We start from the raw sequence: 895 nt of genomic DNA, 5'->3' as shown, positions 1-895 counted from the left end.
GGGCGTGCGGCTCATGGTGGTCGACGACCATCGGCTGCTGGCCGAGGCGCTCGCCTCGGCGCTGAAGCTGCGGGGGCACCGGGTGCTGGCCGCGGCGGCGCCGAGCGCGGGAGCGGCCGATCTGGTGGTGAGCCGGGCACCTGAGGTGTGCCTGCTCGGGACCGCCGCCCCGGCGGAGCCCGGGGCTTTCGATCCGGTGGTCCGGATCAAACGGGAGCGTCCGCAGGTCGCCGTCGTGGTGCTCGGCCCGGTGCCCAGCCCGCTCGGGATCGCCGCGGCCTTCGCCGCCGGCGCCTCCGGCTACGTGCGGCACAACGAGCGCATCGAGGGCGTCGAGCGCGCCATGATGAAGGCCCGCGCCGGCGAGGCCGCGGTGGAGCCCCAGCTGCTCCAAGGTGCCTTCGCCGAACTCCTCAACCCGGCCGCCCAGCCGGACGACGAGGGTGCCCGGCTGCTCCAGCTGCTGACCCCGCGCGAGGTGGAGGTGCTGGTCCGGGTGGCCGAGGGCGAGGACACCCGGCTGATCGCGGCCGGGATGGGCATAGCGCCCAGCACCGCCCGGACGCACGTGCAGCGGGTGCTGATGAAGCTCGGCGTGGGCTCCCGGCTGGAGGCCGCCGCCCTGGCGGCCCGCACCGGCCTCCTCGACCGCGCCGCCGTCGGCCGCCCCCCGGCCCCGGCCACGTCCCCCGTCCCCACCCGCAGCACGGTGGTCCGCCAGGCGCCCTGACGGACGGGGGAGGGGCGGCGGCCTTCGGGGTGGACCCCTGCCCGGCCCCGCTGCGTGCAGGACCGTCGAGGCCGGCGGCAGACCGCGACCGGGGGCCGTCCGGCGGCGGTCACCCGCCCCGGCCGGACGGGCGGGCAGACCCGCCGACCACCGCGGGCCGGCCGC

At 78.8% G+C, this 895-nt stretch carries 1 protein-coding gene; it reads left to right on the top strand.

Features of this window, described 5'->3' with window-relative positions:
- On the top strand, positions 1 to 730 hold a 730-nt coding region (locus tag JNW98_RS35360), incomplete at its 5' end, for a response regulator transcription factor (protein ID WP_223772358.1).
- Positions 731 to 895: the final 165 nt, after the last annotated feature.

The organism is Streptomyces huiliensis (assembly GCF_020037025.1).
GTDB lineage: Bacteria > Actinomycetota > Actinomycetes > Streptomycetales > Streptomycetaceae > Streptomyces > Streptomyces huiliensis.
This window is presented reverse-complemented; position numbering and strand designations above follow the sequence as displayed.